Below are 26,545 nucleotides of genomic sequence, written 5' to 3' on the forward strand. Positions count from 1 at the left end.
AATACCCAGCCGGACCAGCGCGCACGAACGACCAAGCGTACCTGATGCGGCACGCCTAAGAATGTCGTACAACAGCAGGCAACGATACCCGGCCGCCCTGCGGCAGGTCAAAACGGGGTCGTACCCCGCGTGGCCTGCGCGTTCGCCATGGCGCAGCTCACACGCCGACCAGCGTACGCGGCCCGGGACGCAGGTAGACCACCCAGGTCACCAGGAAGCAGAGCGCGTACCAGGCGATGAATGCCAGGTAGGCGGCGTCCGCCGTGCCGGAGGCCAGGAACGACTGCCGGAACGCCACGTTCACCAGCACCCCGCCCGAGGCCCCGACCGCGCCGGCGATCCCGATCACCGCCCCGGCCAGGCGCCGGGCCCGCCGCTGCGCCGCCTCCGGGTCGCCGGTCAGCTCGCTCTCCATGACGGCCCGGGCCCGGAAGATCGCCGGGATCATCTTGTACGTCGAGCCGTTGCCGATGCCGGAGAAGACGAACAGCGCCAGGAACCCGGCCAGGTAGAGCGGGAACGACCGGTCCCGGGCGGCGTACAGCACGAGCCCGGCCCCGGCGGCCATCGCCACGAAGTTCCAGAACGTCACCCGGGCCCCGCCCAGCCGGTCGGCGAGCTGACCGCCCACCGGCCGGATCAGCGAGCCGATCAGCGGACCGAGGAAGGTCAGCCAGGCGGCGTCGACGGGCGTCGGGAAGCGGTCGTGGAACTGGAGCTGGAGCACCTGGCCGAAAGCGAAGCCGAAGCCGATGAACGAGCCGAACGTGCCCACGTAGAGCAGCGACATCACCCAGGTGTGCGGGTCGCGGGCCGCCGCGCGCAGCGCGCCCGGCTCGTTGCGCGCCCCCGGGACGTTGTCCAGCCAGCGGGCCGCGGCCAGCGCGGCCAGCACGATCAGCGGCAGGTAGACCGCCGGCACCAGCCGGGGGTACGCGGCGCCGGCGGTCGCCAGCACCGCCAGGCCGACCAGTTGCACAGCCGGTACGCCGAGGTTGCCGCCACCGGCGTTGAGCCCCAGCGCCCGGCCCTTGAGCCGCTCGGGGAAGAACAGGTTGATGTTCGCCATCGAGGAGGCGAAGTTGCCGCCGCCGACGCCGGACAGGCAGGCCAGCACCATCAACGTGGCGTACGACACCCCGGGCTCGATCAGCACTGCCATCGGCACCGCCGGCACCAGCAGCAGCAACGCGCTGACGATGGTCCAGTTCCGGCCGCCGAAGCGGGCCACCGCCAGCGTGTACGGCAGCCGCAGCACCGCGCCCAGCGCCGCCGGCACGGCGGTGAGCAGGAACTTCCCGGCCGGGTCGATGCCGTACCCGGGGCCCAGGAACAGCACTGTCACCGACCAGAGGCTCCACACCGAGAAGCCGACGTGCTCGGCGAAGATCGAGACGTACAGGTTGCGCCGGGCCACCCGGGCGCCCCCGGCGGCCCAGAACGCCGGGTCCTCCGGCCGCCATTCGGTGAGCCGGCCGGCGGTGGTGGCCGGCGGCGTGGTCGGTGCGGAAACGAGCGTGCTCACTGACGGACTCCTCCTCGTCGATGACGAGGCGACGCTCTCAGCCGGTGGTTTCCCCGGCGTGCCCCGCGCGCGTCGGCGCGGCAACGGAGATCGCACGTCCGCCGGACGGCGCCGGTGAGGCGATCACAGCTCCTGCAGGATCCGCAGGGCCCGGCCGACCCGCTGCATGGTCTCGGTGTCGGCCACGTCCACGCACTCGGCGAACCACTTCTTCATCGGCGAGGAGATCCGGTCGGGCATCACCACGTACGCGCCCATCGGCACGGCGAGCGGCGAGTCGCGCAGCAGCGACTCCTCGACCACCTCGGCCACGATCACGATCGGCACCGCCGTGGCGTTGTAGACGTCGGAGCTGATCACCAGACCGAACCGCTCCCGGGCGCCGGAGATGCGCCAGACCTCACCCCTACGCAGCACGCGGACGCCCGCCGAACAGGGCGTCGTCGACGAGCGCGACCTCCTGGGCGTCGGCCAGGGCGGCGGCTTCCAGGTCGAGACCGGCACGGCCCACCGCGTCGGCGTGCGCGGTGAAGACCTCGCGCAGCGCCTTCTCCCGGGCGGCCTGGTCCATCCAGGCGGAGAGCGAGAGCCCTTCCCGCTTGGCGAACCGGCGCGCCTCCTCGATCGTCTCGTCGGAGAACGACAGTGTCACCTTGGCGGTCATGCCGCGAAGACTACCCAGCGGTATGACCGATAGTCATCCTCGTCCCCGCCGAGCGCGGAAACGGACAGCGACCTCAGGGAGGCCGGCCGCCGAAGACCCGGCCACCTGCTCGTCGGTCAGGTCCTAATATATGAGATTTATGTCCCACATTCTAAACCCCACGGACGGCTCCGTCACGTGCGTGCGGTGTGAAGCGCTCGTGACAGGACCGAAACAGAGCAGACCCGGACCGGAAACTGCCCGACGGCACGCTTTTCCGACATGACAGACGGTGCACGCACGGCGACGCGAAGGGGTTCACGCCCCGAACAGGTCGCCACGCACTGCCCGTACTGCGCCCTGCAGTGCGGCATGGTGCTGAGCGCCACCGGCGACGGCGTCGAGGTCGGCGCCCGGGATTTCCCCACCAACCGGGGCGGGCTGTGCCAGAAGGGGTGGACCGCCGCCGACCTGCTCGACCACCCGGACCGGCTCACCACCCCACTGCTGCGCGACCGGCCCGGCGGCGAGCTGCGCCCGGCGACCTGGGACGAGGCGCTCGACCGCGTCGCCGCCGGCGTGCTGGACGTGCAGCACCGCCACGGGCGGGACGCGGTGGCCGTCTTCGGCGGCGGCGGGCTGACGAACGAGAAGGCGTACGCGCTGGGTCGCTTCGCCCGGGTGACGCTGCGGACCCGGCACATCGACTACAACGGGCGCTGGTGCATGTCCTCGGCCGCCGCGGCCGGCAACCGGGCGTTCGGGATCGACAGGGGGCTGCCCTTCCCGCTGGCCGACCTCGGCCGCGCGGACACGCTGCTGCTGGTCGGCGCGAACCCGGCCGAGACCATGCCGCCGCTGATGCGGCACGTCACCGACCTGCGAGAACGCGGTGGCCGGCTGATCGTCGTGGACCCCCGGGCCACAGCCACCGCGCGCCAGGCCGACCTGCACCTGCAACCGCTGCCCGGCACCGACCTCGCGGTGGCGAACGCGCTGCTGCACATCGCGCTCACCGAGGGCTGGCTGGACCGGGCGTACGTCGCGGAGCGGACCACCGGCTTCGACGAGGTCCGGCGGACGGTCGCCGGCTACTGGCCGGCGGAGGTGGAACGGCTCTCCGGCGTGCCGGTGGCCGACCTGTACGCGACCGCCCGCGCGCTGGCCACTGTGGACCGGGCGGTCATTCTCACCGCGCGGGGCGCCGAGCAGCACGCCAAGGGCGTGGACACGGTCACCGCCTTCATCAACCTGGCGCTCGCCCTGGGCCTGCCCGGTCGCCCCGGCTCCGGCTACGGCTGCCTGACCGGGCAGGGCAACGGGCAGGGCGGCCGGGAACACGGGCAGAAGGCCGACCAGCTGCCCGGCTACCGGCGTATCGACGACCCGGCGGCCCGCGAGCACGTGGCCGGAGTGTGGGGCGTCGACCCGGACGCGCTGCCCGGACCGGGGGTGCCGGCGTACCAGCTCCTGGACGCGCTGGGCACGCCGTCGGGCGCGCGGGCGCTGCTGGTGTTCGGCTCCAACCCGGTCGTGTCCGCGCCCCGCGCGGCGCGGGTCGAGTCCCGGCTGCGCGCCCTGGACCTGCTCGTGGTCGCGGACTTCGTCCGCTCCGAGACGGCCGAGCTGGCCGACGTGGTGCTGCCGGTCGCCCAGTGGGCCGAGGAGGACGGCACGATGACCAACCTGGAGGGCCGCGTGCTGCGCCGCCGGGCGCTGCGTGAGCCACCGGCCGGGGTCCGTACCGAGCTGGAGATCCTCGCCGCGCTCGCCGGGCGGCTGACCGACGGCGCGCCACTGCCGACCGACCCGCGTGAGGTGTTCGCGGAGCTGGGCCGGGCCTCGGCCGGCGGGCCGGCCGACTACGCCGGGATCACCTGGGACCGGATCGACGCCGACACCGGCGTCTTCTGGCCCTGCCCGGACCGGGACGGCCCGGACACCCCCCGGCTGTTCGCCGACCGCTTCCCCACCCCGGACGGCCGGGCCCGGTTCCACGCCGTGACCCACCGGCCGGCCGCCGAGCCGGTGTGCGCCGACTACCCGCTGCACTTCACCACCGGCCGGGTGCTCGCGCAGTACCAGTCCGGCGCGCAGACCCGGCGGGTGGCCGCGTTGCGCCGGGCCGCACCGGGCGGGTTCGTCGAGCTGCACCCGGACCTGGCGGCCCGGATCGGCGTGACCGAGGGAGCGCCGGTACGTGTGGTCTCCCGCCGGGGTGAGCTGCGGGCGCCGGCCCGGCTCAGCACGGCGATCCGGCCGGACACAGTCTTCGCGCCGTTCCACTGGCCGGGCGCGCAACGCGCCAACTCGGTCACCAACGACGCCCTCGACCCGGTCTCCGGGATGCCCGAGTTCAAGATCTGCGCGGTCCGGGTGGAGCCGGCATGAACGAACGCATAGTCGTCGTCGGCTACGGCATGGCCGGCGCCCGGCTCGCCGCCGAGCTGCACGCACGCGGCGGGGACCGGCGGATCACCGTGCTCGGGGCGGAGCCGCACCGCGCGTACAACCGGATCATGCTCTCCACGCTGCTCGCCGGGCGCATCGGCGAGCCGGACGTGGAACTGGTCGAAGCGGTCGGGCCGGGCGTCGAGGTGCACACCGGCGCGGCGGTCACCGCCGTGGACCGGGCCGCCCGGGAGGTGGTCACCGCCGACGGCGAGCGGCACGGGTACGACCACCTGGTGCTCGCCACCGGCAGCGTGGCCGTCGTGCCGCCGCTGCCGGGCCTCGCGCCGCTGCCCGAGCGGGTCGTCCCGTTCCGCACGCTCGGCGACTGCCGGCGGATCCTCGCCGCCGCCGAGGGCGCGCGACGCGTGACAGTGCTCGGCGGCGGGCTGCTGGGCCTGGAGGCGGCCCGAGGGCTCGCCGCGCGGGGTCTCGACGTGACTGTGGTCCACCCGGTCGGGCACCTGATGGAACGTCAGCTCGACCCGCCGGCCGGCGCGGTCCTCGCCGGCACGCTCGCCGGCCTGGGCGTCCGGTCCCGGCTCGGCGCGGCGGCCACCGCCGTGACCGCCGACGCCGATGGCGTCCGCCTGCACCTGGGCGACGACGCCGAACCGCTCGACGCCGACCTGCTGGTGCTCTGCTGCGGGGTACGCCCCGACACCGCGCTCGCCGCCTCCGCCGGGCTCGCCGTCGAGCGGGGCGTGGTGGTGGACGACCGGATGCGGACGAGCGACCGGCGGATCTCCGCCATCGGCGACTGCGCGCAGCACGACGGGACGCTGACCGGGCTGGTCGCGCCGGCCTGGGCGCAGGCCCGGGTGGTGGCCGACGTGCTGACCGGAGCGGATCCGCTGGCCCGTTACCGCCCTCGGCCGGCGGTGACCCGGCTCAAGGCGGCCGGCATCGACCTGGCCGCGATGGGTGACGTGGCCGGGACCGGCGACCCGGGCGGCCCGGTCGAGGAGCTGACCTTCGCCGACCCGGCCCGGGGCACCTACGCCCGGCTGCGCATCCGGGACGAGCGGCTGACCGGCGCGATCCTGCTCGGCGACAACCCGGCGGTCGGCACGGTGGTCCAGCTGTTCGACAGGGGTGCGCCGGTGCCGGCGGACCGGCGTTCGCTGCTGCTCGGCCGGGCGTTCGGCGAGACGCCGTCCGGGCCGGCCGCGTCCCCGGCGCTGATGCCGGACGCCGCGACCGTGTGCCGCTGCAACGACGTGACCAAGGGCGCGCTGGTGGCGTGCTGGCGGGCGGGCGCCCGGACGGCGGCGGCGCTGTCCGCGTCGACCCGGGCCGCCACCGGCTGCGGCAGTTGCCGGGACGCGGTGGCCGGCATCGCCGCCTGGCTCGCCGAGGCCGACCCGCAGGCAACCGACGAGGTACGCGAGACGGTGGAGGTGGCGTCATGAGCGAGCGAAGCAGCAGGCTGGTCGTGGTCGGGAACGGCATGGTGGGGCAGCGCTTCGTCGAGGCGCTGCGGGCCCGGGACACCGGTGGGCGGTGGCGGGTCACGGTGCTGGCCGAGGAGCGGCGTCCGGCGTACGACCGGGTGCGCCTGTCAGCCGTCTTCGACGGGGTGGACGCCGACGAGCTGACGGTGCACACCCCCGACGACGGAGTGGACCTGCGGCTGGGCGAGCCGTCCACCGGGGTCGACCGGGTGCGCCGGGTGGTGACCACGGCGGCCGGGGAGTACCCGTACGACGCGCTGGTGCTGGCCACCGGCTCGTACGCGTTCGTGCCACCGGTCGACGGCACTGACCTGCCGGGCGTCTTCGTCTACCGGACGCTGGACGACCTGGCCGCGATCCGGGAGCACGCCCGGGGGCGGCGCACCGGCGCGGTGATCGGCGGCGGGTTGCTCGGGCTGGAGGCGGCGAACGCGCTGCGGCTGCTCGGGCTCGACACCAGCGTGGTCGAGTTCGCGCCCCGGCTGATGCCGGTGCAGGTGGACGAGGCGGGCGGCGCGATGCTCCGCCGCTACGTCGAGGAGCTGGGCGTCACGCCGTACCTCGGGGTGGCCACCACGGCGCTGCGCCCCGGGCCGGACGGCACTGTCGCCGCGCTCGACCTGGCCGACGGCCGCACTGTCGACGCGGAGCTGGTGGTGGTGGCCGCCGGGATCCGGCCGCGCGACGAGCTGGCCCGGGCTGCCGGGCTGCCGCTCGGCCCGCGCGGCGGCGTGCTGGTGGACGCCTCCTGCCGTACCGCCGACGAGCGGATCTGGGCGGTCGGCGAGTGCGCCGCGGTGGACGGGGTCTGCCACGGGCTGGTCGCGCCCGGGTACGCCACCGCCGAGGTGGTCGCGGACCGGCTGCTCGGCGGCGCGGCCACGTTCCCCGGCGCGGACACCGCGACGAAGCTGAAGCTGCTCGGCGTGGACGTGGCCTCGTTCGGCGACGCGCACGGCGTCACCCCAGGCTGCCTGGACGTGACGTTCACCGACCCGGCCACCCGGTCGTACGCGAAGCTGGTCCTCTCCGACGACGCGCGGACGCTGCTGGGCGGCGTGCTGGTCGGGGACGCGAGCGCGTACCCGACGTTGCGGGCCAGTGTCGGCGGGCCGCTGCCCGCTCCCCCGCTGGCGTTGCTGGCGCCGGCCGGCGGCCCGGGTGCCGGCGCGGGCGCGTTGCCGGCCGCCGCGCAGGTCTGCTCCTGCAACGCGGTGACCCGGGCCGACCTGGACGCGGCGATCGCCGGCGGGGCGACCGACGTGCCGGCGTTGAAGGCGTGCACCCGGGCCGGTACGAGTTGCGGCTCCTGCCTGCCGATGCTCAAGCAGTTGCTGGACGCCGCCGGGGTACGCCAGTCCACCGCGTTGTGCGAGCACTTCGACATCAGCCGGCAGGAGCTGTTCGACCTGATCCGGGTGCGGGGCATCGGCACGTTCTCCCGGCTCGTCGCCGAGCACGGGCGCGGGAGCGGCTGCGACATCTGCAAGCCGGTGGTGGCCTCCATCCTGGCCTCGCTCGGCGCCGGGCACGTGCTCGACGGCGAACAGGCGTCGCTGCAGGACACGAACGACCACTTCCTGGCCAACCTGCAACGCGACGGCAGCTACTCGGTGGTGCCCCGGATTCCCGGCGGGGAGATCACCCCCGAGAAGCTGATCGCGATCGGCGAGGTGGCCCGCGACTTCCAGCTCTACACGAAGATCACCGGCGGGCAGCGGATCGACCTGTTCGGCGCGCGGGTCGACCAGTTGCCGCAGATCTGGCGCCGGCTCGTCGACGCGGGCTTCGAGTCGGGCCACGCCTACGGCAAGGCGCTGCGCACCGTGAAGTCCTGCGTCGGCGACACCTGGTGCCGCTACGGCGTGCAGGACTCGGTCGGGCTGGCGATCGCGCTGGAGCTGCGCTACCGAGGGCTGCGCGCGCCGCACAAGCTCAAGTCGGCGGTGTCCGGCTGCGCCCGGGAGTGCGCCGAGGCCCGGAGCAAGGACTTCGGCGTCATCGCCACCGAGGGCGGCTGGAACCTGTACGTCGGCGGCAACGGCGGCTTCCGGCCCCGGCACGCCGACCTGTTCGCCACCGACCTGAGCACCGCCGAGCTGGTCACGCTGATCGACAGGTTCCTCATGTACTACATCCGCACCGCCGACCGGTTGCAGCGCACCGCCGCCTGGATCGAGGCGATGGACGGCGGCCTGGACCATCTCCGGGCGGTGCTCGTGGACGACTCGCTCGGCCTCTGCGCCGACCTCGACGCGGCCATGGCCCGGCACGTCACGAGCTACTCCGACGAGTGGCGTGACGTGCTGGACGACCCGGAGCGGCTGCGCCGCTTCGCCTCGTTCGTCAACGCGCCCGGCGTGCCCGACCCGTCCATCACGTTCACCCGGGAGCGGGGCCAGCCGGTGCCGGCCCGCGACGCCGGGCACCGCCGTCAACCCGTCGCGCTCGGACTGCCGGAGGTACGCCGATGAGCCCTGTCGTCACGCTGGACTGGACGCCGGTCTGCCCGCTGGACCGGCTCGACCTCGACAGGGGCGTGGCCGCGCTCGTCGACGGCGTCCAGGTAGCTGTCTTCCGCACCGCGAGCGGGCTGTACGCGGTGGACAACCTCGACCCGGTCGGCGGCGCGTACGTCATGTCCCGCGGCCTCGTGGGCAGCCGGGGCGGCGTGCCGACGCTCTCCTCGCCGCTGCACAAGCAGGTCTACGACCTCACCACCGGGCGGTGCCTGGACCTGCCCGGCGTGACGCTGACGCGGCACCGGGTGCGCTACCGGGACGGCCAGGTCGAGGTGCGGTTACGGCAGGAGCAGTGATGCGGGACGAGCTGGCCGGTTTCACCATCGGGGTCACCGCGGACCGGCGGCGCGACGAACTGGCCGCCCTGCTCCAGCGGCGCGGCGCGCGGGTGGTGCTCGCCCCGGCGCTGCGGATCGTCCCGCTCGCCGACGACACCGACCTGCGTGAGGCCACCCGGGCCTGCCTGGAACATCCGCCGGACGTGCTGATGGCAAACACCGGCATCGGCATGCGGGGCTGGCTGGAGGCGGCCGAGGGCTGGGGGCTGGCCGAGCCGCTGCGCGCCACGCTCGCCCGCGCGTACGTGGTGTCCCGGGGCCCCAAGGCGACCGGGGCGATCCGCGCCGCCGGGCTGCGCGAGCACTGGTCGCCGGGGTCGGAGAGCTGCGACGAGGTGGTGGATCATCTGGTCTCGCGCGGCGTGGCCGGCCAGGTGGTGGCGATGCAACTGCACGGCGAGCGGCAACCCGAGTGCACCGACGCGCTGGTGGCGGCCGGGGCCACGGTTATCGAGGTGCCGGTCTACCGGTGGGCGCCGCCGGCCGACCCGGCGCCGCTGCACCGGCTCATCGACCTGGTCGCCGGGCGGCTCGTCGACGCGGTCACGTTCACCTCGGCCCCGGCGGCCGAGGCCCTGCTGCGAGCGGCCGGGGACCGTACCGAGACCGTGCTGGAGGCGCTGCGCGGCGACGTGCTGGCCGGGTGCGTGGGCACCGTCACCGCCGAGCCGCTGGTCCGGCGCGGAGTGCCGGTGAGCGCGCCCAGCCGGGCCCGGCTGGGCGCGCTGGTCCGCACCATCGTCGAGGAGCTGCCCCGGCGCACGGTCTCGGTGAAGGCGGCCGGGCACGTGCTGACGCTGCGCGGCCACGCCGCGGTGGTGGACGGGGAACTGCGCCAGCTCGCGCCGGCCCCGATGGCCGTGCTGCGCGCGCTCGCCGCGTCACCCGGCAAGGTGCTCTCCCGCACCGCGCTGCTGCGTACGCTGCCGCGCGGCGCGGACGAGCACGCCGTGGAGATGGCTGTCGCCCGCCTGCGGGTCGGCCTGAAGGCACCCCGGGTGGTGCAGACAGTGGTCAAGCGGGGCTACCGCCTGCGGGTCGACTGACCCGCAGGCGGTCAGCCCACCGAGGCCGGGTAGCCGTGCTCGGCCTGGAGGCGGAGCATCGCGTGCTCGACCACAGTCACCAGCACCTGCTTGACCGAGTCCCGATGGCGCGCGTCGCACAGGACCATCGGCACGTCCGGGGAGATGGCGAGCGCCTCCCGGACCTCCTCCAGCTCGTAGTGCGGCGCGTCTTCGAAGCGGTTCAACGCCACGACGTACGGCAGCTTGCGGTTCTCGAAGTAGTCCAGCGGCGCGAACGCGTCGGTGATCCGGCGGGTGTCCACCAGCACCGCCGCGCCCACCGCGCCCCGGATGATCTCGTCCCACATGAACCAGAAGCGGGTCTGGCCGGGCGTGCCGAACAGATAGAGGATCAGGTCCTCGGCCATTGTGATACGGCCGAAGTCCATGGCGACCGTGGTGGTCTCCTTGCCCGGCACCTTCGACGCGTCGTCGATGCCCACGCCCGCCGCGGTCATCAGCGCCTCGGTGGTCAGCGGCTGGATCTCGGAGATCGCACCGACCAGGGTGGTCTTGCCCACGCCGAAGCCGCCCGCGATCACGATCTTCGCGGAGATGATCTCCCGGCCGCGGTTCACCCCGTCGGGGTCATAGTTCGCGAAGTCCACTTAGCACCCTTCCAAGCAGGTTCATCCGCGCCGCGAAACCCGTCGCGGGAGCGGCAGTGTGTAGCGTCAGCAGGCCCTCGGCCACCATGTCGGCGACCAGCACCCGGGTGACGCCCAGCGGCATCCGGGTGTAAGCGGCGATTTCCGCCAGCGACTGTGCCCGGCCTTCACAGACCGAGGAGATGCGGTACTTGTCGTGCCCGGCGAACCGCGCCTCGGCAGACTGCGTGGGCGTGCTCGACAGCACCGCCTCGAGCGCGATGTTCTGCAACGGCTCGGTGCGGCCCCGGGTGACCGCGTACGGTCGCACCAGCGCGCCGCGCGGATCACGTCGCGGTTCCATCTCGCGATCACCTCCCCTCGTACGGAGCGCAGCGGCTCCGGCTCATGTCGGCGGCCCGGTCAGGACCGGACGGCGTCCCTCGGCAGCGGGACCAGCGCCTGGCCGACCCGTTCCACGAGCAACGCCATCTCGTAGCCGACCTGGCCCACGTCGCAGCTGCGCGCCGCGAGCACGGCCATCGAGGAGCCGTCGCTGATGGACATCAGGAACAGGTAGCCGCTGTCCATCTCGATCACGGTCTGCAGCACCCCGCCGGCGCTGAACATGCGCGCCGCGCCCTCGGTCAGGCTCACCACGCCGGAGGTGATCGCGGCGAGCTGGTCGGCCCGGTCCCCGGGCAGGTCCCGGGAGGAGGCGAGCAGCAGCCCGTCCGCGGAGACCGCCACCACGTGGGCGATGCCCGCCACGCTGTCGGCGAAGTTGGTGAGAAGCCAACCCATGTCCTGCATGGCCGCCGGCCTGTTCATCGGTTCGTCTCCTTGGTCGAGGTGCTGTTCGGGTCGGCGCCGGCCGTACGGCCCCGCTGGACGCCACGGTGGTAGGCGGAGAGCAGCCCCCGTACCTCGTCCGGCGTGCGCCGGCTGCGGTCCCGGCCGCTCTTCGGCTCGATCCCGCCGGGCACGAGCTGGGCCTGCGGCACCCGCTTGGGCAGGCCCGAACGGGTGGTGCCGCCGGTGGTGGGCTCCGCGGCCCGGCTGGCCCGCGTCCAGCCCTCGTCGGCCGCGGTACGCCAGGCGCTCGGGTCGATCCCGGGTGCGGGCTCGGCGGCGGGTGGTGGCGCCGGGACGGCCGGTGGCGGCGGCGCGGCCACCGGGGACGACGGGGCGGCCGCCGCGGGTGGCGCGGACGGCACGGCCGGTGCGTTGTACGCGGCCGGCGTGCTCAGCCCCGACGCCTGCGCGCCCGGGGTACGGGTGGGCAGCGGCGGACGCGCCGACGCCGCGGGCGGCGGCACGGCCGGCTGGGCCGGCGCGGGCGGCTCGTCGAAGGTGGGCCGGGTGAAGATGGTGGTCTCGTCCTCTCCGTGCGAGCGGAACCAGACCGCCTCCATCTCCCGGAATATCGGGGCCTCGGCCCGCTGCTCGGGACGAGCCACCACGGGCGTTGCCGGGGTGGTCTCCACCGCCGGCGCCGCGGCGAGCGGCTGGTAGGCCGGAGGCGCCACCGGCTGCGCCGCCTCGGTGCTGGGCGACCGCTTGGGCAGCGGGTCGAGCGCGGGGTACGCCACCGTCGGCCCGCCGGCCGACCAGCCCGCCCCGGAGACCGGGGCCTGCGTGGCCGGGGCCGGGGCCGCCGGCAGCGTGCCGGGCGCCCCGCCGAGCTGCACGGCGGGAGTGGTGTCACGCACCTCGGCGGGCGTCTGCCACCTGGCGGGCGGGGCGGTGGTGGCCCCGCGCCATCCGTCGGCGAGCGTCGCGGTGGCGGCGCCCCGGCCGGCGCCGGCAAGCGCGTCGGCGGCGCCGACCTGGCTCAGCGGCGACTGCTCGACGGCCAGCGGCTGGCGCGGCCGGGTCAGCGGGGCCTGACCCCGGTTGGCCGGCAGCACCACAGTCGAGTTCGGCAGCGTGACCTGGGCGACAGTGCCGCCCTCGACGTTGCGGCGCAGCTCGACCCGGATGCCGTACCGGGAAGCGAGCCGGCTCACCACGGCCAGACCCATCAGCCGGAACGCGGCCACGTCGACTGTCGGCGGCGCGGCCAGGCGCCGGTTGAGCGAGTCGAGCTGCTCGTCGCTGAGGCCGAGGCCCCGGTCCTCGATCTGGATCAGCACGTAGTCGCGGATCCGCCGGCCGTCGGCCACCACCGAGGTGTTCGGCGGCGAGAAGCGGGTGGCGTTGTCGAGCAGTTCCGCGACCAGCCGTACGACGTCGTTGACGGCGTGGGCGGCCACCGAGATGTCGGTGTCGACGGTGCCGAACTCGACGCGGTTGTAGAGCTCCACCTCGGACTGCGCGGCACGCAGCACGTCGACCAGGAGCGCGTCGTCGCGACGCGGCACCGCCGAGTCGGCGCCGGCGAGCACCAGCAGGTTCTCGTCGTTGCGGCGCATCCGGGTGGCCAGGTGGTCCAGCTCGAACAGCTGCGCCAGACGCTTCGGGTCCTCCTCGGACCGCTCGATCGCGTCCAGCTCGCCGATCATGCGGTCGACGAGGCTCTGCGAGCGGCGGGCCAGGTTGAGGAACATCGCCGAGACGCTCGTCCGCAGCGCGGCCTGCTCGGCCGCCACCCGTACCGCCTCCCGGTGGACCACGTTGAAGGCGACGGCCACCTGGCCGACCTCGTCGCGGTTGGTCAGCTTGATCGGGTCCCGGACCTGCTGGACGATCTCGTCCACGCCGCCGTCGCCGATGGCGTTGATGTTCTGCAGCCGGCTCACCGCGTCCGGCAGGTCGTGGTTCGCCACCGCGAGCGCGCCCTCACGCAGCCGGCGCAGCGAGTCGTTCAGCGACCGGGCGAGCACCACGGCGAGCGTCACGGCGATGGCCAGCGTGATCAGCACCAGCAGGCCCTCCACGACCGCCTGCCGGATCACGTCGGCGCGTACCTCGTCGGCGTCGGCGAGCAGGTCGTCCAGGAGTTGGATCTCCGCCCACCGCATCAGCTCGTCGACCGCGCCGATGGCGTCGGCGGCCTCCTGCCGGGTGACGAGCGCGGGGCGCCCGACCGAGCGGGACAGGTCGGCGGCGACCCGGTCGGCGAGCTGGACGGCGTCACCGGAGACGGTGCGGTCCACCAGGGCCCGCTGGGCCGGCGTCGCGGACCGGGAGAAGGTGAGCAGCGCCTCCTGCTGACTGGTCAGGGTGGCCACGAAGGAGGAGAACTGCTCCTCGTCGATCCGGCCGGCGCCGAGCGCGGTGAAGGCGACCGCCTGTTCCTCGGCCACCGCGGCCTTGGCGTGGGCGAACGCGGCCACCGCGCGGCGGGCGTCGGCCAGGCTCTCCGCGCCCGGCTGCTGGGCCAGGGCGTCGCTGTACGCGACCAGGTCGTCCAGGACGATGCCGTAGCGCAGGCTGGCCTCGGCCACCGGCATCTGCGACCGGTCGAGCACCTCCTGGCGCACGCCGTTCAACGTGGACAGGTGGGCGTCGATGACCTTGAGTTGGTTGCTGACCGCGCCCGGCACGTCACCGAGCCGGCGCCGCTCCTCCTGGTACGCCGCGATGCGCTCGTCGGTCTGGCGCACCCGCAGGTTGTACGCGTCCGGCTTCTGGTCCGGCTGGGCCAGGAAGACCGCCGCCGCCATCCGCTCCTTGTGGAGGTCCTGGGTGAGCGCCGAGATGTCGACCGACACCGCCGTCAGCGACCGGACCCGGTCCGCCTCGAACGCGCCCTGGCCCACCGAGACGAGTCGGATAGTTGCCAGTGCGATGACAGCCGCTACCGGAACGACCAGGATGAGGGCGAGTTTCGAGCGGATCCGCGCGTCGCGCAGCCTCGGCAGGCGCCGTCGCCGGTTCCGCTGATCGGCGTTGGGGCTCCCGGGCAGGGTCGTAGGTCCGGTGCTCACGACATCGCCTCCGTCGTTTCTTCCACGCGCGACCCGCTGACCCGTGCCTGGTGCAGCGGCGAGCGCCGCGCGCGGCACGGCCGCGATTTCATCAGACGAGATCGTGTTTGGGAAGCCGCAGGGAGGCAGGAAACGGTCGGGGTCGGCGCAACCCGTGATCCGATCACCTAATACCTTCTTTTCTCCAACCCCCTGATCAGGGGATGTCACTCCAGAGTGGTCACGCGCTTCTGTGCAGTAATTGTCAGTTAATGTTCCGTGTCCCCAGCATGTGGGATGGCTGTCCCGAAACAGCACTCGAGATCCCGGCTTGACCACAGGCCCCGGCATTGGCAAGGTTTTGCAGGCTTCGCGCACACCGTACGGCACACCAATCCCGTTCCTCCACTGAGGACGGACTAGCGGCGGTGATCGGGCGTCGGCCCGCGCCGCACCTGGAGGACTGAGTTGAGCCCCATCCGCTCCGCGAGCTTCGCGGCGCTCGCATCGGCCGTGCTGGCCACCACGCTCACCGGCTGCGGAATCGGCGGGGAACCGCAGGACACCAGCCCCATCGTCATCGCCGCCGACCTGGAACTCTCCGGCGCGTCGGCGCCGGTCGGCAAGGTGTACCAGCGGGCGCTGGAACTGAAGGTCGAGCAGGTGAACTCGTCCGGCGCGCTGGGTGGCCGGAGGATCGACCTGAGGATCAAGGACAACCGCTCCGACGCGGCGGAATCCTTGCGGAACATCAATGATTTCAGCGGCGACTCACGGGTCAGCGCCGTCATCATGGGCGGCTGCAACGAATGCGCCGTCGGCGCGGCCCGCACCATCGGTGAGAAGCGCATTCCGACGATCGCACTGGCCTCGTCGAGCGCGGTCACCGAACCGGTGGACCAACGACGATATGTCTTCAAGCTCGCCCCGAACGCCGCCGACAGCGCCGCCGCGCTCGCCACCGAACTGGAGCGGCGCAACATCCGCAAGGTCGCGCTGCTGCACAGCGCCGACGGTTACGGCCAGGAAGGGCTCACCGCGCTGCGGCGGGAACTGGAAAAGACCACGGTGCGACTGGTGGGCAACGAATCGGTGCGGCTCACCGACACCGAGGTCGGCACGCAGGTCAACGATCTGATCGACGCCAAGCCGCAGGCCCTGGTCCTCTGGACCACGCCGGAGCAGGCGACGCTGGCCGCCACCACGGCCCGGCAGAGCAAGTTCGGCGGGTCGCTGTTCTTCGACGCCGCGGCCGCCGGCGACCTCTTCCTGGGCCCGTCGGCCCGCTCCACCGAAGAGGCCACGCTGATCTTCACCCAGACCATGGTGATCGACGACGTGATCGCCACCACCCCGGCCAAGGCCGCACGCCGGCAGTGGTTCCAGGACTACACCGCCCGGTTCGGCGGCTACAACGGCTTCTCCTCGTTCGCCGCGGACGCGGTCCAGCTGATCGTCGACGCTGAGCAGCGCGCCGGTGGCGAACCGGGCAAGGTCGACCGGGACGCGCTGCGCGACGTGCTGGAGACCTCGCAGCTGGACGGGCTGTCCGGGCCGATCCGGATGACGCCGGACAACCACTCCGGGTTGATGCCGCAGGCGTTGACGACGCTGGTGGCTCGTGGTGGTCGTTGGCGGCTCGCCGGTTAGTCGCTGTGGGGGTGTCGCCCCCGGCACAACCGGCTCCGGGCGGTCAGGCTTGATCCCTGCGCCGGTTGCGCCGGGGGCGACACCTTCGTGGTCGGCCGCGACCCGTGGGTTGAGGTTTCCTTCTGGGTGCTCGGTCGACGTCGGGTGCTCTTGTCGGTGCTCTCAGCGGGCTGAGGTGGTGGCCTTCACCCAGGGCAGGGCCAGGCGCTCGACGAGGCTCAGAGCGGCGTAGAGCACGATGCTCATCAGGGCCACCAGCACGATCGCGGCCCAGGCGGTGGCGGTGTCGCCGACGCCGTTGTACTGCAGGATCTGGTAGCCCAGGCCGGGACGATCCGAATAGAACTCACCGATCACCGCGCCGATCGCGGCCAGCGGCATGGCCACCTTGAGCCCGACGAAGATCTGCGGCAGCGCGGACGGGAAGCGCACCTTGCGGAACGACTGCCACCACGAGGCGTTCAGCGACCGGCTCAGCTCCGCCAGGTCCGCCGGCGTGGTGGTCAGGCCGGTGGCGGTGGAGAGCACGATCGGGAAGAAGCAGAGCAGGAACACCATGGTCAGAATGGGTTTCTGACCCCAGCCGACGGCCACCACCAGCAGCGGCCCGAACGCGATCTTCGGGACCGCGTTCACGGCCACCAGCAACGGCGCGAACATCCGCTCGACCCGGCGGGACGCGGCCAGCGCCATCCCGATCAGCACCCCGGCGGCCGACGAGAGCAGGAAGCCGAGCACTGTCATCCAGGTGGTGATGCCCAACGCGGGCAGCAGCACGTCGGTGGCGTTCGCGAGGGACTCCCCCACCGCCTGCGGCGGCGGCAGCGCGGCCGGGTGCACCAGGTTCAGCCCCGAGGTGACCAGCCACCAGGCCGCCACCGCGATCACCAGGCCGAGCGCCGGCAGCCCGACCGCGGCCGGACGCTCGGCGAATCCCCGCCGGGCCGCCGGGCGCGGCTGCGGCGCCTCCGGCCGGGCCTCGGTCAACTGTGTCAACGTGTCCTCCTGTCTGCGCCGGTCGGTGCGACCGGCACGGGAAGGGGGTGCGCCCCGCCGGGTGTCCGGCGAGTCGCACCCCCGTTGGCCCGAGCGGACCGGTCAGGCCTTCGGCGCGAGGTCGAAGTCGATGATCTGGTCCGGGGTGAGGTCCTGCTTGAGCGCGCCCGCGCCCTTCAGCAGCGCGATGCTCTTGGCCACCCGGCCGCTGTCCAGCGTGCCGATAGCGGTGCCGGAGTTGCTCGACCGGACGTACGCGGCCATCAGCTGAAGCTCGGCGGAGGCCGCGGCCGGGACGGCGGCCGGCACGTTCTTCTTCAGGATCTCGGCGGCCTCGTCCGGGTTGGCCAGCGAGTACTCCAGGCCCTTGAGCAGCGCGGCGGTGAACTTCTTCACCATCTCCGGCTTCTCCTTGGCGAGCTTCGTGGAGGTGATCAGCGCGTTGCCGTAGAGGTCCTGCATCACGTTGCTGTAGGGCAGGACGACCGGCTTCTTCTTGGTTACCGTCTCCACCGTCGGCTGACCGACGACGAACTGGCCGATGCCGTCCACCGAGCCGGAGCCGAGCATCGGCATCAGGCTCTGCGCCTCACCGTTGACCCAGGTCACCTTGCTGCCGTCGATGCCGGCGAGCCGCGCGTACGTGGGGAAGAGGTTACGCACGACGGAGCTGGGGGTGTCGGCGAGCTTCTTGCCCTCGAGGTCCTTCGGGGTGGCGATGTTCTTGCCCTCGACCGTGACGATCGCGGCCATGGTGCGCTGCTGGATCGCCGCCACCGCCACGAAGTCCTTCGCCTGGCCGTTGCCGAGCTGGAGGATGCCACCGGTCAGGTCGATCGGGCCGAACTGGGCCTGGCCGCCGGTGATGGTCTGGATGACGGAGCCGGTGCCCTGGCCGGGCTTGATGTCGACGTCGAAGCCGGCCTCCTTGAAGAAGCCCTTGTCCTTCGCCACCCAGGCGTAGGAGTCACGGCCGAAGTTGCCGAACGAGGTGAGGTACGTCACCTTTTCCAGCGCACCGCCGTTTCCGCCGCCGCTCTCGGACTTGTCCGAGTCGCTGCTGCAGCCGCCCACGAGGGCGAGGGCGGTAGCCAGAGCCGCGGCGGCGACCGTACGGGTCAGCCTTCTCATCAGTGCACCATGTCCTTTCCGACCAGGACTTTCTCGCCGGTCGGGTCGTGTGTCCGACGGGGTCGGCAGGAGGGGTTGGGCCGACTGGACCGTCGTGAGGGGACTCTTCGCGCGCAACAGCGTACGAGAAGGCGGATGGCGTGCCCCCTCCGTCCCGGTTGCGGAACGGAAACGAAGTTGCGTGACGGAAAGTGGACTGACGTCCACCCCGGACAGTGCTATAAGCACCGTCCGCTACGCTAGCCCGGCTCGCATTAGGGACGACGTGGAAGGGAGCCGGCGGGAGATGATCCGACTGTCCGGGGTGTCCCGCACCTTCGACGGCCGTTCGGGGCGGGTGGAGGCGCTGCGCGGCATCGACCTCGACGTCGCCGAAGGCGAGTTCGTCGCCGTACTCGGGCGGTCCGGCTGCGGCAAGTCCACGCTCCTGCGCATGATCGCCGGCCTGCTCCCGGTCAGCGGCGGCGAGATCACAGTGGCCGGTACGCCGATCACCAGGCCCCGCCGCGACGTGGCCATGCTGTTCCAGCGACCGGCGCTGCTGCCCTGGCGCACGGTGCTGGACAACGTGCTGCTGCCTGTGGAGATCTTCGGCTGGCGCCGGGCCGAGCACCGCGACCGCGCCCGCCAGCTGCTGGAGATGGCCGGGCTGAGCGGCTTCGAGAAGCGGCTCCCGCACGAGCTGTCCGGCGGCATGCAGCAGCGCGTCTCGCTCTGCCGGTCGCTCATCGGCTCACCCCGGGTGATGCTCATGGACGAGCCGTTCTCCGCGCTCGACGCGCTCACCCGCGAGGAACTCTCCGGCGAACTCCAGCGGGTGCACATGGAGACGAAGGCCACGATCGTCTTCGTCACCCACTCGATCGACGAGGCGGTGCTGCTCGCCGACCGGGTCGTCGTGCTCAGCCCGCGCCCCGGCCGCATCCGCGAGGTGGTCGAGGTGAACGTCCCCCGGCCCCGCACGCTCGGCCGGCACGCACACCTGGCCGACGTCGCGCGGATCAGCGCCGAGCTGCACGAACTGCTGATGGAGCGGGACGCCCCGGGCGTACCCGCGGCGGGAGGACGGTGACCATGCGGGTCTCGGTCTTCACCGAACCCCACCGCGGAGCGGACTACGACGACCAGCTCCGGTTCGCCCGGCTGGTCGAGGAGACCGGCTTCGAGGGCTTCTTCCGGGCCGACCACTACCGGGCGATGGGGGACGAGCCGGCGCTGCCCGGCCCCACCGACGCCTGGCTGACCCTCGCCGCCCTGGCCCGGGAGACCTCCCGGATCCGGCTCGGCACGCTCGTCACGTCCGCCACGTTCCGGCTTCCCGGCCCGCTGGCGGTCATGGTCGCCCAGGTCGACCGGATGAGCGGCGGACGGGTCGAGCTGGGCATCGGCGCCGGCTGGTACGAGCGTGAGCACACCGCGTACGGCATCCCGTTCCCGCCCGTCGCCGAGCGCTTCGACCGGCTCGCCGAGCAGCTGGAGATCGTCACCGGCCTGTGGCGCACCCCGGCCGACGAGACGTACAGCTTCACCGGTGAGCACTACCGGCTGGCCGACTCGCCGGCGCTGCCCAAGCCGGTGCAGCAGCCCGGCCCGCCGGTGATCGTCGGCGGCCGGGGACCGAAGCGCACGCCCGAGCTGGCCGCCCGCTACGCCGACGAGTTCAACATGCCGTTCAAGAGCGTGGCCGAGACCGCCTCCGCGTACGACCGGGTCCGGGAGGCGTGCGACCGCACCGGCCGGGACGCCTCCGGCCGGGCCCCGCTGACGCTCTCCGCCGGCATCGTGGTGGCGATCGGACGCACCGACGCCGAGGCGCAGCGCCGGGCCGCCCCGCTGCACGTCACCAGCGCGCTGCCGCCGGAGGACCCGGTGGTCGGCTCCCCCGCCCAGCTCGTCGACCGGATCGGCGAGTTCGCCGCGGTCGGGGCCACCCGGGTCCACCTGCGCCTTATCGACTTCGACGACCTCGACCACGTGGAGCTCATCGCCGCCGAGGTGCTCCCCCAACTGGACGGACCGCGATGACCGAACTCTCCGCCGACCTCGAACTCGGCCCGGTGGGCCAGGAGATCGTGTACGAGAACGACCGGGTACGGGTCTGGCACATCCGGCTGGAGCCGGGTGAGCGACAGCCGCTGCACCGCCACGACCACCCGTACCTGGTGGTGGCGATCCAGGGCGCGAAGAACGTGGTGCAGACGATCGACGGCGCCACCATCGACGCCGACGAGCCGACCGGCGGCGTCGTCTACCGGGATCCGGGCGCGGTGCACATGCTGACGAACGTCGGCGACACCACCTACCTCGCCCGCCTGGTCGAGCTGAAGTAGCCACGCCGGCAGGTTCGCCGCGCCGCGCGGCGGCAAGGTGGCGATCGGGGGCACCGGGCCGTAACGTGCCGGACATGGCCTTTCGGACGTGGGGCAGGCTGCTGCTCACGGCGCTCGGCGTGAGCGTACTGGCCGGGGCCGGCCAGTTGGGCATCGCGTACGGCTTCGGAGTCGTCCGCCTCGACGGCGCGTTCGTCGACGCCTCGGTGAACAGGTGGCCCGCCCAGCTCGTCTGGGTGGGCTGGTTCGCCGTGGTCGCGACGGTCGCCGGAGCCGTCCTCACCGAGCGCTTCGCCCGCCAGGACGACCTCCCCGGCGGCACCACCGAACTGCTCTCCATCGCCGGCGTCAGCGCGCTGGGCGCGACAGTGGTCGCCCCGCTGTGCATGCAACCGGCCCGCGCGGCCGAGCTGGCCGGGTCCGTCGACCCGGTCTGGGCCGCCGGCGTCTGCGCCGCGCTCGGCGCGGTGGTCGGCGCCGGCGCGGCGATCGCCGTACTGCTGAAGCCGCCGTTCGGCTGGGGTGTGGCGATCACCGCCGGGATCGTCTGGCTGCTGGCGCTGCTGTCCGTCGCGCCCACGATCGTCTCGGACCGTCCGCTGGCCACCGTCCGGCTCGGTGTCCTCGAACCGTCCTGGCTGGATGCGGCGGCCGCCCAGCGCCTGTCCATGCTGCTGCTGCCCACGCTGGCCCTGCTCGCCGGTGGCGCGGTCGGCGTGCTGGCCCGCCGGGCCGGGTGGCCGCCGCTGGTCGGTGGCGCGGCCGGGGCGGCCGGTCCGGTGCTCGTCGCGTTCGCCTACCTGACCGCCGGCCCGGGCGCGGCGACCGACAGGTACCAGATCGCGCCCTACTACGGCGCGCTGATCGCTGTCGTCGCCGGGGCGCTCGGCTCGACCGCCACCACGATGCTGCCCCGGCCGGTCACCGCCGGCGGCGATCCGGACGCCGTCGAGGCCACCGACATCCTCGCGCCGCTGCCGCACTCGGCCGCTCCGGGCGTACCGGCCGCGCCGCCCGCGCCTCCGGTGACGAGCGGCGCCGCCGCGCCGGCGCACTGGAACTGGCCGGAGGCCGGCGGCTCGGCCACGGCGGCGACACCTGGCGGTACCGGCCTTCCCGCCGCCGATCAGCCGGCCGTCCCGGGTCTGACCGCCACCGATCAGCCGGCCGTTGTCACGGGACAGCCGGCGGGCGACCGCCCGGCCGTGGTCGAGGTGAGCCACGGCCAGCCCATGCCGGGTCTGCTGCCCCCGGGGCGCCGGACCTCGGCCATCGACGTCCTCGCCGCGGGCCGCCCGGGCCCGGTTCGGGGCACGGCACATCCGGACAGCACCGGCGAAGTAGCCGCCACGGACCGCACAGCCACGGCCGACCGCGCCTCCGACATCTCCGCGGTCACCCCCGTGGACAGCGAGGGCACCTCCGCAGCCGCCCCGGCCACCGGCTACGGCTCCGCGCCCTCCGGGACCGGCGACGCAGCGCCGGAACCGGCTCAGGAAGCGGCGGCGCCCGCGCCACGGGTGACCCGGCCGCGCCGTACCCGCGCCGGCAGGGCCAGTGGGACGCCCGACGGATCGGCGTCACCGGCAGACGAGACCACAGCGCCCCGCGCCGGGGACGCCGGTGCGGGCACCGCCTCGAAGGACGCGTCACCGGCCACCGGCGGCACCGCCGAGGGCCACGTTCCCGGCCCACGTACGGACAGCGGCACCCTCGCCGGATCGGCCCCGGCCGACGCGGACAGCGGCACCCTCGCCGGATCGGCCCCGGCCGCCGCGGACAGCGACACCCCCGCCGCACCACCGGCCGAGTCCAGTGCCGGAACCGGCCGCTCCACCCGCTCCCGGCGTCCCCGCACCCCGAAGACCGGACCGCGCGCCGGCGTACCGGCCTCCCCCGGATCCGACCCGGCCGATGTCGCGCCGACGACGCCGAACGGCCACACCGACGCCGCGCCGACGACGCCGAGCGGGCAGACCCCGGAGGCCACGGACACCGCCCCGATCCCACCGGCGGGCCGGGACGACGCGAGCGTCACCTCGGCGCCGGGCCGTCCCGGCACGCCTGACGCTTCCCTCGGCGGCCCGGCTCCTCGCACCGACTCCCCCACCGGGGATGTCGCACCCTCCGGACGCAGTTTCTTCTTCGACGCCCCGGCGCCGGTCCCGCCGGCCCGGCCCCGGTTCTCGATGTTCGAGGACGTCACCAGCGCGCCCGGCGAGGTACGCCCGGCCTGGCCGATCACCCCGGCGGCCCGCCCGCAGCGCGCCACCACCGAACCGGACGCACCGGCCCGGGACGGCGTGGACGCGGCTGTCCCGGCCGAGCCGGCGCAGCGTCCCCGGCACCGGGGCCTGCCCGAGCCGGGCGCGAGCACCGGTTGGGACGCGCTCGCCACGAACGCCCGCCCGGCGGGGCCGCTCGCCCGGCCGGAGGCGGGGAGGCCCGTCGCCCGATCGGAGGCCGCACCGGGCGAGGCGGATGCCGCGCTGCCGGAGGCCAGCGCTGCGGAGGCGGAGACGGATTCCCGGCGCGGGCGGCACGCCGGACCGGACGACGCCGACGCGCCGGCCGGAAAGCCGAAGGCCCGGCGCGGCCTGTTCCGGCGCAACCGGGCGAAGGTGGAACCGGAGCCGGCGGACCGTACGGCCGAGCCCGGCGACGCGGCCGACGACGAGTACGTGGACTGGGTCGCCGGTCTCGCCTCGGACGACAACGCCGACGACGCCCGCTCGCTGCGTACCGGGCGGCACCACCGCGACTGAGAGGCGGCCCCGGGGCGGGCCTGGACGGCCCGCCCCGGCCCCGCTCACGCCAGTGGCAGGTAGACCCGTGAGCCGCCGGCGACGAACTCCTCCGACTTTCCGCGCATGCCCCGCGCCGCGTACTCCTTCAGCTCCTGCGTGATCTTCATGGAGCAGAACTTCGGGCCGCACATCGAGCAGAAGTGCGCGGTCTTCGCGGGCTCGGCGGGCAGCGTCGCGTCGTGGTACGACCGCGCGGTCTCCGGGTCGAGCGCCAGGTTGAACTGGTCCTCCCACCGGAACTCGAACCGGGCCTTGGAGAGCGCGTCGTCCCACGCCTGCGCGCCGGGGTGCCCCTTGGCCAGGTCGGCCGCGTGCGCCGCGATCTTGTACGCGATCACGCCCGCCTTCACGTCGTCCCGGTCCGGCAGCCCGAGGTGCTCCTTCGGGGTGACGTAGCAGAGCATGGCGGTGCCGAACATGCCGATCATCGCCGCGCCGATCGCGGAGGTGATGTGGTCGTACGCGGGCGCGATGTCGGTGGTCAGCGGCCCGAGCGTGTAGAACGGGGCCTCGTGGCACCACTCCTGCTGGAGGTCCACGTTCTCCTTGATCTTGTGCATCGGCACGTGCCCGGGGCCCTCGATCATCACCTGGACGTCGTGCTCCCAGGCGATCTTCGTCAGCTCCCCGAGCGTACGCAGCTCGGCGAACTGCGCCTCGTCGTTGGCGTCCGCGATGGAACCGGGGCGCAAGCCGTCACCGAGGGAGAACGTGACGTCGTACCGGGCGAGGATCTCGCACAGCTCGGCGAAGTTCGTGTAGAGGAAGTTCTCCTCGTGGTGCGCCAGGCACCAGGCCGCCATGATCGAGCCGCCCCGGGAGACGATGCCTGTCACCCGGTCCACCGCCAGCGGCACGTACGGCAGCAGCACCCCGGCGTGCACGGTCATGTAGTCGACGCCCTGCTCCGCCTGCTCGACGACGGTCTCGCGGAACACCTCCCAGCTCAGCTTCACCGGGTCGCCGCCGACCTTCTCCAGCGCCTGGTAGATCGGCACCGTGCCGATCGGCACCGGCGCGTTCCGCACGATCGCCTCGCGCGTGGAGTGGATGCGCTTGCCGGTGGACAGGTCCATCACGGTGTCCGCGCCCCACCGGGTCGCCCAGGTCAGCTTCTCCACCTCCTCGGCCACCGACGAGGTGACAGCCGAGGTGCCGATGTTCGCGTTGACCTTGACCAGGAACGCCTTGCCGATGATGGCCGGCTCGCACTCCGGGTGGTTGACGTTGAGCGGCAGCACCGCCCGCCCGGCCGCGATCTCGTCCCGGACGAACTCCGGCGACACCGACTCCCGGATCGCCACGAACTCCATCTCGGGCGTGACGATCCCGGCCCGCGCGTACGCGAGCTGCGTCGGACGGGTCCCCGCCAGCGGCGTGCCGGCGCCGCGGACCGGGGCGACGTCACCGCGCTCGGCGATCCACGGCCCGCGCAGCGCGGGCAGCCCCACCTCCGGGTCGGAGCCGGGGCCGGACGTGTCGTAGAGCCGTACCGGCGGGTTGTCCCCGGTCAGCGGCACCTCGGCGAACGGCACCCGGATGTCCGGCCGCGACCCTTCCACGTACACCTTGCGACGTGCCTGCATGTGAGCCTCCCTGTCGCTCATGCGGACCAGCCGAAGTGGTCCAGCGGGCCGCGTCCCGCGCCCAGCTCCCAGGTCCGCGCGCCGGTCAGCGCGCGGGTGACGTACTCCTTGGCGGCCGCCACCGCGACCGGCACCGCGTCGCCAGCGGCCAGCCGGACCGCGACGGCGGCCGAGAACGAACAGCCGGTGCCGTGGTTGTGCCGGGTGTCCACCCGGGGCGCGCGCAGCAGCCGCGTCGTCCCGCCGCCGGACAGCACGTCCACCGACTCGCCGTCGGCGTCCACGTCGCCGCCGGTCACCACCACGAACGCCGGGCCGCGCGCCGCCAGCGCCTCGGCCGCCGCCACCATCTCCTCGACGGTGCCCACCGAGCCTCCGGTGAGGGCGGCGGCCTCCGCGCAGTTCGGCGTCGCCACCTCCGCGTACGGCAGCAGCCGTTCGACCGCCTCGACGACGCCGAGCCGGTGCCCACTGGTGGCGACCAGTACCGGGTCGACGACCAGGTGCGGCAGCCGCCCGGCCCGGGCCGCCTCGGCCACCGCGTCGGCGACCGCCGGGGTGCCGAGCATCCCGGTCTTCACGGCCCGGACGTCGAAGTCGCCGAGCACGCTGTCCATCTGGTCGCGGACCGTCTGCGGGGGCAACGGCAGGACGGCGTCCACGCCCCGCGTGCTCTGCGCGGTGACGGCGGTGAGCACGCTCGTGCCGTACGCCCCGAGCGCGGCGAACGTCTTGAGGTCGGCCTGGATGCCTGCTCCTGCTCCGGAGTCGGATCCTGCCACGGTGAGAACTGTTTTCGGCGTCACTGCTTTCCTCCACCGGTGGTTGCGGTTGAGGGCTGCGGCCGACCGTGCCCACTCCGGGCGGTCAGGCTTGATCCCTCCGTGGGCACGGTCGGCCGCAGCCCTGTCGCGTGCGGGCCTTCGTCGGGTCGCGCGGGGTGGGTGCACGTCAAGGGGGTGGCCGCCTCCTGGAAGGCTCTGACCAGCGTGGTGGCGGTTTCTCGCGGCTCCTGGGCGCGCATGATGGCTCCCAGGACTGCTACTCCTGCTGCGCCTGCCTCTACGCAGGCCGCTACCTGAGCTGCCGTTTCGATGCCGCCCAGTGCGAGCACCGGGACCGGGCTGACTTTCACCAGCTCGGCGAGTCCGGCCGGCCGCAGCGCCGGGCCGTAGCCGGGCTTCGTTCTTGTCTCGTAGACCGGGGACAGGGTGGCGTAGTGCTCGGTGGTGAGCCGGGCCAGCTCGGCGGTGTCGTGGCAGGACCGGCCGACCAGGTCGACGGCCGGCGGCGGGTACGGGCCGGCGGCCGGCAGGTGCACCGCGTCCCCGTCGAGCGGGTCCGGCCCGGCGACGACGAGCGTGCCGCCCGCCTCGGCGAGGATCGCGCGCAGATCGACGGCGAGCGCGAGGCGTTCGGGGCGCGGCAGGTCCTTCTCCCGCAACACCACCCACCGCACTCCCCCACCCACGGCACCCGCGCACACGTCGACGAGCGCCCCCCGAGCGAGGCGCCGATCGGTGAGCACCACGACGCCGCTCGGCCCGCCCTGGATCTTGGTACGCGGCCGCCCCTCCGGGGGCGCCTCCGTACCAAGATCTGCAACG

Annotated in this window: 22 protein-coding genes; 10 read left to right on the plus strand and 12 right to left on the minus strand. The window is 73.6% G+C overall.

Going from position 1 to position 26,545, the window contains the following annotated elements:
- Nucleotides 1-157 precede the first annotated feature (157 nt).
- The 3 genes from AMK25_RS14530 to AMK25_RS14540 form a co-directional block, all read right to left on the minus strand.
- Entirely contained in the window at nt 158-1,525 is a 1,368-nt protein-coding gene (locus tag AMK25_RS14530; protein ID WP_073828912.1) for an MFS transporter, read from the minus strand.
- A gap of 123 nt (nt 1,526-1,648) precedes the next feature.
- Nucleotides 1,649-1,942 carry a type II toxin-antitoxin system PemK/MazF family toxin gene (locus AMK25_RS14535; RefSeq protein ID WP_030501569.1) on the minus strand — a complete coding sequence of 98 codons (294 nt, stop codon included), beginning with the start codon at nt 1,940-1,942 and terminating at the stop codon, nt 1,649-1,651.
- On the minus strand, nt 1,932-2,189 hold the full coding sequence (locus AMK25_RS14540) for a DUF6364 family protein (RefSeq protein WP_030269378.1): 258 nt from the start codon (nt 2,187-2,189) through the stop codon (nt 1,932-1,934). Before AMK25_RS14540 ends, AMK25_RS14535 begins: the two co-directional genes overlap by 11 nt.
- A 261-nt stretch (nt 2,190-2,450) precedes the next feature.
- Between AMK25_RS14540 and AMK25_RS14545 the strand changes: the two genes are divergently transcribed.
- Genes AMK25_RS14545 through AMK25_RS14565 form a run of 5 tightly spaced genes read left to right on the plus strand, consistent with a single transcriptional unit; the run spans nt 2,451 to nt 9,979 of the window.
- A complete protein-coding gene (locus tag AMK25_RS14545; protein ID WP_073828913.1) occupies nt 2,451-4,559 on the plus strand; it encodes a molybdopterin oxidoreductase family protein in 2,109 nt (702 codons plus the stop codon).
- Entirely contained in the window at nt 4,556-6,031 is a 1,476-nt protein-coding gene (locus AMK25_RS14550) for an FAD-dependent oxidoreductase (RefSeq protein ID WP_073828914.1), read from the plus strand. Before AMK25_RS14545 ends, AMK25_RS14550 begins: the two co-directional genes overlap by 4 nt.
- Nucleotides 6,028-8,547 (plus strand): nitrite reductase large subunit NirB, encoded by a 2,520-nt coding sequence (nirB, locus tag AMK25_RS14555; protein WP_073828915.1) that lies wholly within the window; start codon nt 6,028-6,030, stop codon nt 8,545-8,547. Before AMK25_RS14550 ends, nirB begins: the two co-directional genes overlap by 4 nt.
- Complete coding sequence (nirD, locus tag AMK25_RS14560) at nt 8,544-8,891, plus strand: nitrite reductase small subunit NirD (RefSeq protein ID WP_073828916.1); 348 nt, start codon at nt 8,544-8,546, stop codon at nt 8,889-8,891. Before nirB ends, nirD begins: the two co-directional genes overlap by 4 nt.
- Nucleotides 8,891-9,979 (plus strand): uroporphyrinogen-III synthase, encoded by a 1,089-nt coding sequence (locus AMK25_RS14565; RefSeq protein ID WP_073828917.1) that lies wholly within the window; start codon nt 8,891-8,893, stop codon nt 9,977-9,979. Before nirD ends, AMK25_RS14565 begins: the two co-directional genes overlap by 1 nt.
- An 11-nt stretch (nt 9,980-9,990) precedes the next feature.
- On the opposite strand, the gene AMK25_RS14570 is transcribed toward AMK25_RS14565, so the two are convergent.
- Genes AMK25_RS14570 through AMK25_RS14585 form a run of 4 tightly spaced genes read right to left on the minus strand, consistent with a single transcriptional unit; the run spans nt 9,991 to nt 14,459 of the window.
- Nucleotides 9,991-10,608, minus strand: a complete 618-nt coding sequence (locus AMK25_RS14570; protein ID WP_073828918.1) for a GTP-binding protein — start codon at nt 10,606-10,608, stop codon at nt 9,991-9,993.
- On the minus strand, nt 10,589-10,951 hold the full coding sequence (locus tag AMK25_RS14575) for a DUF742 domain-containing protein (RefSeq protein ID WP_030501578.1): 363 nt from the start codon (nt 10,949-10,951) through the stop codon (nt 10,589-10,591). Before AMK25_RS14575 ends, AMK25_RS14570 begins: the two co-directional genes overlap by 20 nt.
- A gap of 59 nt (nt 10,952-11,010) precedes the next feature.
- Nucleotides 11,011-11,418, minus strand: coding sequence for a roadblock/LC7 domain-containing protein (locus AMK25_RS14580; RefSeq protein WP_013288588.1), 408 nt, complete (start codon nt 11,416-11,418; stop codon nt 11,011-11,013).
- On the minus strand, nt 11,415-14,459 hold the full coding sequence (locus AMK25_RS14585; protein ID WP_073828919.1) for a sensor histidine kinase: 3,045 nt from the start codon (nt 14,457-14,459) through the stop codon (nt 11,415-11,417). The genes AMK25_RS14580 and AMK25_RS14585 overlap by 4 nt, the downstream gene beginning before the upstream one ends.
- Nucleotides 14,460-14,906: 447 nt before the next feature.
- Between AMK25_RS14585 and AMK25_RS14590 the strand changes: the two genes are divergently transcribed.
- Nucleotides 14,907-16,088 (plus strand): ABC transporter substrate-binding protein, encoded by a 1,182-nt coding sequence (locus tag AMK25_RS14590; RefSeq protein WP_073828920.1) that lies wholly within the window; start codon nt 14,907-14,909, stop codon nt 16,086-16,088.
- 162 nt (nt 16,089-16,250) lie between these two features.
- Here the strand turns inward: AMK25_RS14590 and AMK25_RS14595 are convergent, their stop codons facing one another.
- Together AMK25_RS14595 and AMK25_RS14600 are read right to left on the minus strand one after the other, a co-directional pair.
- Nucleotides 16,251-17,084, minus strand: a complete 834-nt coding sequence (locus AMK25_RS14595) for an ABC transporter permease (protein WP_073828921.1) — start codon at nt 17,082-17,084, stop codon at nt 16,251-16,253.
- A gap of 102 nt (nt 17,085-17,186) precedes the next feature.
- Nucleotides 17,187-18,215 (minus strand): ABC transporter substrate-binding protein, encoded by a 1,029-nt coding sequence (locus AMK25_RS14600; RefSeq protein WP_073828922.1) that lies wholly within the window; start codon nt 18,213-18,215, stop codon nt 17,187-17,189.
- Between the two features lie 286 nt (nt 18,216-18,501).
- Between AMK25_RS14600 and AMK25_RS14605 the strand changes: the two genes are divergently transcribed.
- From AMK25_RS14605 to AMK25_RS14620, 4 genes are all read left to right on the plus strand, one after another.
- A complete protein-coding gene (locus tag AMK25_RS14605) occupies nt 18,502-19,287 on the plus strand; it encodes an ABC transporter ATP-binding protein (protein ID WP_073828923.1) in 786 nt (261 codons plus the stop codon).
- Nucleotides 19,288-19,289: 2 nt separating this feature from the next.
- Nucleotides 19,290-20,240 (plus strand): LLM class F420-dependent oxidoreductase, encoded by a 951-nt coding sequence (locus AMK25_RS14610; protein ID WP_073828924.1) that lies wholly within the window; start codon nt 19,290-19,292, stop codon nt 20,238-20,240.
- Nucleotides 20,237-20,545 (plus strand): cupin, encoded by a 309-nt coding sequence (locus AMK25_RS14615; protein ID WP_073828925.1) that lies wholly within the window; start codon nt 20,237-20,239, stop codon nt 20,543-20,545. The genes AMK25_RS14610 and AMK25_RS14615 overlap by 4 nt, the downstream gene beginning before the upstream one ends.
- 74 nt (nt 20,546-20,619) lie before the next feature.
- On the plus strand, nt 20,620-23,310 hold the full coding sequence (locus AMK25_RS14620) for a hypothetical protein (protein ID WP_073828926.1): 2,691 nt from the start codon (nt 20,620-20,622) through the stop codon (nt 23,308-23,310).
- Nucleotides 23,311-23,354: 44 nt separating this feature from the next.
- Here the strand turns inward: AMK25_RS14620 and thiC are convergent, their stop codons facing one another.
- Genes thiC through AMK25_RS14635 form a run of 3 tightly spaced genes read right to left on the minus strand, consistent with a single transcriptional unit; the run spans nt 23,355 to nt 26,493 of the window.
- Nucleotides 23,355-24,938 (minus strand): phosphomethylpyrimidine synthase ThiC, encoded by a 1,584-nt coding sequence (thiC, locus tag AMK25_RS14625; RefSeq protein ID WP_073828927.1) that lies wholly within the window; start codon nt 24,936-24,938, stop codon nt 23,355-23,357.
- Nucleotides 24,939-24,955: 17 nt separating this feature from the next.
- Nucleotides 24,956-25,744 (minus strand): bifunctional hydroxymethylpyrimidine kinase/phosphomethylpyrimidine kinase, encoded by a 789-nt coding sequence (gene thiD, locus AMK25_RS14630; RefSeq protein WP_073828928.1) that lies wholly within the window; start codon nt 25,742-25,744, stop codon nt 24,956-24,958.
- On the minus strand, nt 25,741-26,493 hold the full coding sequence (locus AMK25_RS14635) for a thiamine phosphate synthase (protein ID WP_073829338.1): 753 nt from the start codon (nt 26,491-26,493) through the stop codon (nt 25,741-25,743). The genes thiD and AMK25_RS14635 overlap by 4 nt, the downstream gene beginning before the upstream one ends.
- Nucleotides 26,494-26,545: the final 52 nt, after the last annotated feature.

The sequence above is a fragment of the Micromonospora sp. TSRI0369 genome (genome assembly GCF_001905625.1).
Taxonomy (GTDB): domain Bacteria; phylum Actinomycetota; class Actinomycetes; order Mycobacteriales; family Micromonosporaceae; genus Micromonospora; species Micromonospora echinospora_A.

What these genes read in the sequence shown, in the direction of transcription:
- nirB (WP_073828915.1), top strand. Translation starts at nt 6,028, where the DNA reads ATGAGCGAGCGAAGCAGCAGGCTGGTCGTGGTCGGGAACGGCATGGTG.
- AMK25_RS14620 (WP_073828926.1), top strand. Translation starts at nt 20,620, where the DNA reads ATGGCCTTTCGGACGTGGGGCAGGCTGCTGCTCACGGCGCTCGGCGTG.
- AMK25_RS14565 (WP_073828917.1), top strand. Translation starts at nt 8,891, where the DNA reads ATGCGGGACGAGCTGGCCGGTTTCACCATCGGGGTCACCGCGGACCGG.
- AMK25_RS14545 (WP_073828913.1), top strand. Translation starts at nt 2,451, where the DNA reads ATGACAGACGGTGCACGCACGGCGACGCGAAGGGGTTCACGCCCCGAA.
- thiC (WP_073828927.1), bottom strand. Translation starts at nt 24,938, where the DNA reads ATGCAGGCACGTCGCAAGGTGTACGTGGAAGGGTCGCGGCCGGACATC.
- AMK25_RS14600 (WP_073828922.1), bottom strand. Translation starts at nt 18,215, where the DNA reads ATGAGAAGGCTGACCCGTACGGTCGCCGCCGCGGCTCTGGCTACCGCC.
- AMK25_RS14580 (WP_013288588.1), bottom strand. Translation starts at nt 11,418, where the DNA reads ATGAACAGGCCGGCGGCCATGCAGGACATGGGTTGGCTTCTCACCAAC.
- AMK25_RS14575 (WP_030501578.1), bottom strand. Translation starts at nt 10,951, where the DNA reads ATGGAACCGCGACGTGATCCGCGCGGCGCGCTGGTGCGACCGTACGCG.
- AMK25_RS14550 (WP_073828914.1), top strand. Translation starts at nt 4,556, where the DNA reads ATGAACGAACGCATAGTCGTCGTCGGCTACGGCATGGCCGGCGCCCGG.
- AMK25_RS14605 (WP_073828923.1), top strand. Translation starts at nt 18,502, where the DNA reads ATGATCCGACTGTCCGGGGTGTCCCGCACCTTCGACGGCCGTTCGGGG.
- AMK25_RS14540 (WP_030269378.1), bottom strand. Translation starts at nt 2,189, where the DNA reads ATGACCGCCAAGGTGACACTGTCGTTCTCCGACGAGACGATCGAGGAG.
- nirD (WP_073828916.1), top strand. Translation starts at nt 8,544, where the DNA reads ATGAGCCCTGTCGTCACGCTGGACTGGACGCCGGTCTGCCCGCTGGAC.
- AMK25_RS14615 (WP_073828925.1), top strand. Translation starts at nt 20,237, where the DNA reads ATGACCGAACTCTCCGCCGACCTCGAACTCGGCCCGGTGGGCCAGGAG.
- AMK25_RS14610 (WP_073828924.1), top strand. Translation starts at nt 19,290, where the DNA reads ATGCGGGTCTCGGTCTTCACCGAACCCCACCGCGGAGCGGACTACGAC.